The sequence below is a fragment of the Deinococcus aerius genome, from assembly GCF_002897375.1.
GTDB classification, from domain to species: domain Bacteria; phylum Deinococcota; class Deinococci; order Deinococcales; family Deinococcaceae; genus Deinococcus; species Deinococcus aerius.
Genome location: NZ_BFAG01000016.1, coordinates 112772 through 119952, shown reverse-complemented (window position 1 = coordinate 119952; position 7181 = coordinate 112772). Strand labels below are relative to the sequence as shown.

The window sequence follows — 7181 nt, the reverse complement described above, 5'->3', positions numbered from 1 at the left end:
GCATGGAACGGCGTATTTACGCGTTTCTCGCACGTCCTTCGCTTGTCATGCTGCTCGCCTCCACTGAGGCTCAGAAAAGATACAGGCCCGCTCCCTCCCTGTCAAGCCCTGGACCCAGGTAATTTCTTGGCTCCCAGCAACGCTGCTCCCCGTGGTGAGAAGCACTCCCGGCAGAGACGCCGGGGGCCTATATCATCCCGAGACTTCAGCGCTCCAGCGAGATCGTCTCCTGCACCTTCAACCCTTGAGTCAGGGCTTCACGCGCGTGCTGGCGGGCCGCCTCCAGATCGTGGTCGCGGTAGTTGCCACATTCCAGTTCACTGACGCCTGGGATGGGGCGGTCGTGGGCCTCGGTATCGCGCAGGGCGGCCTCGAAGGCGCGGAGGACGCCCTGTTCGTCCGGCTCGCCGATCACGGCCATATACATGCCAGTGCGGCAGCCCATGGGCGACACGTCCACCACGTTCGGGAGGTGGTCGCGCAGGTATCCGGCGAGAAGGTGTTCCAGGGTGTGAAGGGCCGCCGGTGCAATGGCGCCGCGGTTGGGCTGGAGCAGGCGCAGGTCGTACTTGCTGATGCTGTCGCCGCGCGGGGTGGTCTTCACGCCCGCCAGCCGGACGTAGGGGGCCTGAACCTTGGTGTGGTCGAGATCGAAGGATTCCACGTTCGCCATAAACCCCATTGTCGGCGGGCAGGACGGGGACAATGTGACGTGCCCCGGCCCGGCGGCTCCCTATACTGCGCCTCGTGCCCACCCTCCTCGAACGTCAGCGAACCTTTCCCGCCTGGGTGCCGCTGCTTATCGCCGCCCTGCTGGTGGCCGCCGATCAGGCGCTCAAGGCTTGGGCGCTCGCGCACCTGACAGAAGGCGCCGCGCCCGTCCCCCTCATCCCGGGCGTGCTCGACTGGATGCTCACCTTCAACACCGGGGCGGCCTGGAGCCTGTTCTCGGGGTCGGCCGTGCCGCTCGCCGTGGGGCGATTGCTGGTGGGGGTGGGTATCCTGGTCTACCTGGTCGTGCGGCCCCAGAACCGCTTTCTGACGGTGGTGTTGAGCATGATCGCGGCGGGAGCCATCGGGAATACCATTGACGGCCTGCGGTTCGGGCGAGTCACGGACATGTTCCACGCGCCGCCCCTGAGCGCGGTCACCCAGGCCCTGCGCGCGGGCAACTTCCCGATCTTCAACCTGGCCGACTCGTGCGTCGTGGTGGGCACCCTGCTGCTGCTCGTCGCCAGCCTGGTGGGCGAACGCCGGGCGAGAAGCCATCTTTCCTAGAAATTGCCGTAAAAGCGGGCGCCCCCATCCGGTCAGGACAGGGGCGCTCCGTCTTTTGGGCGCTCAGATCAAGCTCTTGCGGCACTTGGTGCAGACGCGCATCCGCACGGAAACGCCGCCGCGGGTCACGGTCAGGGGCTGGAGGTTGGGCTTCTGGGACCGCTTGGTGATGCCGGTGACCTTGCGGCCCACGCCACCCTCGCGGCGGGCCTTGCCGCGGCGAATCACCGAGTTGACCACGATGGGCCCCTTGCCGCACACTTCGCACACTTTGGACATGTTCGCACTCCTTCTTGAGCCTGACGGGCAGTTGTGCCGGGGGCGGTGGCCCGCGTGGGGCTGGTGCCGCGCCGACGGGATCAGGCAAGCCTTCCAACTGTAGCACACCGGGCCACGCCGCAAGGGGGAGCGCGGGCCACAAAAAAGCCGAACATCCCTGGGGGAGTTCGGCTTTGCGAGGAGCGGATTAACGCAGGACGCGCAGGGCCTTGAGGATGGCAATGAGAATAACGCTGCCGACGATGCCCCAGATGATGCTCCAGAAGCTGAAGCCATTGCCAGCCGCGTTCGCGCCGCCGATGCCCAGCAGACTACCGAAGAGCCACTGTGCCAGCAGCGCGCCGACGATGCCGATCAGGATGTTCGCCACCGCGCCCTGCTGGGCGTCGGTCTTCATGATCAGGCTTGCGAGCCAGCCGCACAGCGCACCCACCAGAATCAGGATGATCCAACTCATATTTTGACCTCCAGGACGTTGAGTTCCAACGACTTGCTCCTCGTTGTGATGGCACAATGAGACTCCCCGCTCCCACCCAGTGTGTAGCCCATCACCTTTTCAAGGCAGAGCAAAGACGGGATGGATGTCCCGCTAACCCCGTTTAAGTCCCTGCTCTAGAAAAAGGCGGCGCCCTCCTCATCTCTGACGGGAGGCTGACGGCCAGCGGGCCTGTCTTACCTCCACCGTGATCAGCACGAGAGCGCCCGGTAGCATGGGCCGACTTGGCTGCTCCGGGAAGTTCCGGGGCGGCACGGAGGAATCCCGCATGCCCGGACTGATCGAACGCTACCGCGAGTACCTGCCCCTCACCGACCGGACGCCTCCCCTGACCCTGCACGAGGGGAACACGCCCCTGATTCCCGCCCCGAAGCTCAGCGAGCGCCTGGGCGTGGACCTTTACCTGAAGTACGAGGGGCTCAACCCCACCGGGAGCTTCAAGGACCGGGGCATGGTGATGGCGGTCGCCAAGGCGGTCGAGGACGGGGCGGACACGATCATCTGCGCGAGCACCGGGAACACGAGCGCCGCCGCCGCCGCGTATGCCGCCCGCGCCGGGCTGAGGTGCATCGTCCTGATTCCCGACGGGAACATCGCCCTGGGCAAGCTCGCCCAGGCGATGGCGTACGGGGCGAGGATCGTGGCGATCAACGGGAACTTCGACGCGGCCCTGAAACTCGTGCGGCAGATCAGCGCCGAGCATCCCATCGCCCTGGTGAACTCGGTCAATCCCTACCGCCTCCAGGGGCAGAAGACGGGCGCCTTCGAGATCGTGGACGTGCTGGGCCGGGCGCCCGACATCCTCGCCATCCCGGTGGGGAACGCGGGCAACATCAGCGCGTACTGGATGGGCTTCCGGGAGTACCGGGAGGCGGGCAAGAGCCGCAGCCTGCCGAGGATGTGGGGCTTTCAGGCTGAGGGGGCCGCGCCCTTCGTGCGGGACGCCATCGTGGACGAGCCGCAGACCCTCGCCACCGCCATCCGCATCGGCAACCCGGCGAGCGCCGACCTCGCCCGGGCCGCCGTGCGCGAGTCGGGGGGCCTGTTCGACATGGCCTCCGACGAGGAGATCATGCACGCCTACAACCTCGTCGCCGCCGAGGGCGTGTTCTGCGAACCGGCGAGCGCCACCCCGATTGCCGGATTGCTGAAGCTGCACGCCGCCGGGAGGCTTACGCCGGGCCAAACCGTCGTCGCCGTCCTCACGGGTAACGGCCTGAAGGATCCCGATGCGGCGCTGCGCTCGGTCGAGGCTCCGCGGGCGGTCGAGGCGCATATGGAGCGGGTGCTGGAGAGCATTCTTTGAGAGGGCTGGTGGCAGGAAGCAAGAGGCGGAGGGCGGCCCGGAGCGTGGGCTTTTGCTGGCCCCCCGCCCTCCGCCTTCTGCCCCCATCTCCCGGAGTCGCCCCATGACCTCCTTCACTGTTCGCGCCCCCGCGTCGAGCGCCAACCTCGGCCCCGGGTTCGACAGCCTGGGACTGAGCGTGCCCCTCTACACCACGCTGCGGGTCACGCCCCAGGAGGTTACCGAGGTCGTACCCCTTGGCCCTGAGCTGGAGGGCACCCCCGCCGACGAGGGCAACTACGTGTACCGGGCGATGGAGCTGGCGGCCGGGCGGGCACGGCGGCCCCTCCCCCCCGCCCGCGTCGAGATCGAGACGGAGGTGCCGCTGGCCCGGGGGCTCGGGAGCAGCGCCGCCGCGCTCGTAGCGGGAATCGTGGCCGGGAACGAGCTGCTAGGCCGGCCCCTGAGCGACGAGCAGGTGCTGGACGTGGCCGCGCGTGAGGAGGGGCACCCCGACAACGTGGCCCCGGCCCTTTTCGGCGGCATCGTGGTCGCCACGCTCGACAAGCTGGGCACGCATTACGTCCGGCTGGACCCCCCGGCGAACCTGGGCGTGACGGTCCTCATCCCCGACTTCGAACTCAGCACGAGCAAGGCCCGCGCCGTGCTGCCGGGGGAATACAGCCGGGCCGACGCCGTCCACGCCCTCTCGCACGCGGCGCTGCTGGCCGCCGCCCTCGCGCAGGGGCGGCTCGACCTGCTGCGGCACGCGATGCAGGACTACATCCACCAGATCTGGCGGGCGCCGCTCGTGCCCGGCCTGAGCGACATTCTGGAGGAGGCGCACCGCCACGGCGCGCTGGGCGCGGCGCTGAGCGGGGCGGGGCCGACCGTGCTGTGCTTCCACGACACGCGGGAGAACACCGAGCGGCTGCACCGTTACCTGCACGGGGTGATGACCAAGAACGGGCTGACCGGGCGGGTCCTCGACCTGCCCATCGATACGCGGGGAACGGTCGTGGAGAGGCAGCAGCAGGGCTCCCCAGTCAAGGACTGAGAACCGCAGGAGAAAGCAAAAACCCCGCCGAAGCGGGGCAGGAGGGTCAGAGTCTTTAATCCGCCGCCTGGCCGGACAGCAGCTCAGTCTTCGGCTGGGCGGGCGAGGACAGGTAGGCGATGGAGCGCCACGGGATCGAGAGGTCGGCACCATCCACCGTCGCCTCGAAGGGCGTGACGGGGAGGACGGCCTGGTTCAACGTGCGGCCCAGTCGGTCCCGCTGGGAGCGGGTCATGGGGATGGTGATGACGTCGCCGTTGCAGAGGTGAAGATGGACGGTCAGCATTGTGCCTCCGGGAGGGTTCCCCCACGGTCTGAAGGAACTCTTCATCATTGGACTCCTGCTGTCTGACGCGGATCTTTCGCCGTCCCTCAGTGCTCCACCCGGACCCTGGGCATCCGGCGGCCCAGCCAGCCTGGCAGCCACCAGTTCCAGTGCCCCGCGATCTTGAGGAAGGCGGGCACGAGGACGAGCCGCACGAGGGTGGCGTCCAGGGCCACCGCGACGGCCAGCCCCAGGCCGATGCTCTTGTTGGCGACGACCCGCCCGACGACAAAGGCGCAGAACACGATGAACATGATCAGGGCCGCCGACGTGATGATCCGGGCGGTGCGGCCCACGGCGAGGACCACCGCCTCGTCGTTGGGGTGGCCGCGCAGCACCTCCTCCTGCACGCGGGAGAGCAGGAAAATCTCGTAATCCATGCTCAGGCCGAAGAGCACCGCGAAGAGGATCAGGGGCAGGCTGGAGTCGAGGACGCCCACGTCCCGCGGAATGCCGAGCGGCCCGGCGAGAAAGCCCTCCTGCACGACGAGCGTGACGACCCCGTAAGCCGCGCCCACCGTCAGCGCGTTCATCAGGATGCTCTTGAGAGGCACGAGCAGGCTGCGGAAGGCGACCGTCAGCAGCAGGAAGGTCGCCCCGAAAACGGTAAGGACGGCTGCGGGCAGCGCGTCCGTGATCGCCCGGCTGAACTCGCGCTCGCCGACCGGGGCGCCGCCCAACAGGAAGCGGAACCCGCTCCGCGAAAGCGTCGCCCGCAGCCGCGCCTCGAAGGGGTCGATCTGGTCGGCACGCAGGTAGGTGCCTGGGACGACGGTGACGCGCAGCAGGGTCCGGTCCTCGCTGAAGGAGCGGCGGGTGAGGAGGCTCAGGGCTCCCAGTGTGTCTGTCCCCCTGTTCCCAACCTCCCCAGCCAGGTCAGCGGGCGTGAGGAAGGGGCTGATGACCGCTTGCACGCCGGGCAACGCGCGCAGGTCATTCACCACCTGCCGGAACCGGGCGCGGTCCTCCGGGCCGTACCGCCTGCCCCCCAGGTCGAGGATGACCTCAAACTGGCTGAGGAGGCCGCCCGCCCCCAGGTCACGCACGTCGGCGAGGGCATCCCGGCTCTCCACCCCGGGCGTGAGGCCCCAGGCGCCCGCGTACCCGGTCCTCATCCCCAGGGCGGGCAGCGCGAGCACGAGCAGGAAGAGGGTGCTGAGAATGACCGCCAGCCAGGGCCGCGCCGTCACCCGCCGGGCGAAGGCGGTCCACGCCCCGGAGACCCCCGCGCTCTGACTCCAGGTGAACCTGAGGAGCCGGGGGCTGTTCACCCGTTCGCCGAGCAGCGCCAGCAGGGCGGGCAGCGCGGTCACGCTCGCCAGCACGGTGAGGAGCACGGCCAGAACACCGCCCAGGCCCATCGAGCGCACAAAGGCGATGGGCGGGATGATCAGGGCGGCCATCGCGATGGCGACCGTCAGGCCGCTGAACAGCACGCTGCGCCCGGCGGTGAGGACGGTTCTGGCCGCCGCCGCCCGCGAGTCCCCGTCCCGCGCCAGTTCCTCGCGGAAGCGGTTGACCATGAGCAGGGCGTAGTCGATCCCCGCCCCCAGGCCGATCAGGGTGATCACACTCTGGGCGAAGGTGGACACCTCCGCCACCCGCGTCAGCCCGTACAGTCCCGCCATCGCCACCGTGATGCTCAGGACCCCGACGGCCAGCGGCAGCCCGGTGGCGACGAGGGCCCCAAAGACGCCCAGCAGCACGAGCCCGGTGAGGGGCAGGGCCGCGAACTCGCTGCGTTTGGTGTCCCCCTCGGCGAAGGCGGTGAAATCGTCCGCGATGGCCTGCCCGCCCGTGACGCGCACGTCGAGCCGCCCCCCCCCCAGCTCCTGCTCTGCCTGTTCGGCGTAGGCGCGCACCCGGGCCAGCGCCCCACTCGCCCCCTCCCGCAGCGGAATCTGCGCGACGGTCAGGGCCAGCGTGCCGTCCGGGCTGACGGTGGGCACCGTTCCCTGCACTCCCGCCCGCAGCACGCGGGTGACGCCCGGTACCGCCTCCAAATCGGTGACGAAACGGTCGTAGACGGCCCGGCCCTGCGGCGTACTCAGGGGCGGGTTCGAGCGGGTGACCAGCAGGGCCGTGTTCGTGTCCCTCTCGCCGAAGCGCTCGCGGAGCAGGGCCGTCACGCGGGAACTCTCGGCGTCCTTCAATTCCCCGGGATTGGCGCTGAGATTCCTCGGGGCGAGCGAGGCCGGATAGGCACTCACGGCGGCGAGCAGCGCCCACAGCAGCAGCACCAGCCAGGGCCGACGGGTCACGAGGAGGGCAAGCGCACGCACGAGGGGCAGTAGAGCATGGGGTGAGGCGGCGCCCGGTAGGCGAGACGGCAGTTGACCTGGAACTCCGTGGGCAGGGTCAGGAGCGAGTGGGCGTAACCGAGGGCATAGCCGAGGACGACTTCACCCCCTCCCCTCGCGGAGGAAAGTCGGCGCCCAGCGCCGGGGCGAGGGGAGACGCA

General features: G+C 69.2%; 8 protein-coding genes. 3 read left to right on the top strand and 5 right to left on the bottom strand.

Annotation, left to right across the window (positions count from 1 at the left end; translation table 11 throughout):
• Window positions 1–205 precede the first annotated feature (205 nt).
• A complete protein-coding gene (locus DAERI_RS19135; protein ID WP_165794295.1) occupies window positions 206–673 on the bottom strand; it encodes an S-ribosylhomocysteine lyase in 468 nt (155 codons plus the stop codon).
• Window positions 674–747: 74 nt separating this feature from the next.
• Here DAERI_RS19135 and lspA point away from each other — a divergent pair, with 74 nt between their 5' ends.
• On the top strand, window positions 748–1278 hold the full coding sequence (gene lspA / locus DAERI_RS19130; RefSeq protein ID WP_235610464.1) for a signal peptidase II: 531 nt from the start codon (window positions 748–750) through the stop codon (window positions 1276–1278).
• A 63-nt stretch (window positions 1279–1341) separates the two neighbouring features.
• Here lspA and rpmB read toward each other — a convergent pair whose 3' ends face one another.
• A complete protein-coding gene (gene rpmB, locus DAERI_RS19125; protein WP_103131033.1) occupies window positions 1342–1557 on the bottom strand; it encodes a 50S ribosomal protein L28 in 216 nt (71 codons plus the stop codon).
• Window positions 1558–1744: 187 nt separating this feature from the next.
• Window positions 1745–2014, bottom strand: coding sequence for a GlsB/YeaQ/YmgE family stress response membrane protein (locus DAERI_RS19120; protein WP_019588798.1), 270 nt, complete (start codon window positions 2012–2014; stop codon window positions 1745–1747).
• A 307-nt stretch (window positions 2015–2321) separates the two neighbouring features.
• On the opposite strand from DAERI_RS19120, the gene thrC reads away from it, so the two are divergent.
• On the top strand, window positions 2322–3359 hold the full coding sequence (gene thrC, locus DAERI_RS19115; RefSeq protein WP_103131032.1) for a threonine synthase: 1038 nt from the start codon (window positions 2322–2324) through the stop codon (window positions 3357–3359).
• A gap of 103 nt (window positions 3360–3462) precedes the next feature.
• Window positions 3463–4395, top strand: a complete 933-nt coding sequence (gene thrB, locus DAERI_RS19110) for a homoserine kinase (protein ID WP_103131031.1) — start codon at window positions 3463–3465, stop codon at window positions 4393–4395.
• Between the two features lie 55 nt (window positions 4396–4450).
• Here thrB and DAERI_RS19105 read toward each other — a convergent pair whose 3' ends face one another.
• Window positions 4451–4681 (bottom strand): hypothetical protein, encoded by a 231-nt coding sequence (locus DAERI_RS19105; RefSeq protein ID WP_103131030.1) that lies wholly within the window; start codon window positions 4679–4681, stop codon window positions 4451–4453.
• A gap of 86 nt (window positions 4682–4767) precedes the next feature.
• Window positions 4768–7002 carry an MMPL family transporter gene (locus tag DAERI_RS19100; protein WP_103131029.1) on the bottom strand — a complete coding sequence of 745 codons (2235 nt, stop codon included), beginning with the start codon at window positions 7000–7002 and terminating at the stop codon, window positions 4768–4770.
• Window positions 7003–7181: the final 179 nt, after the last annotated feature.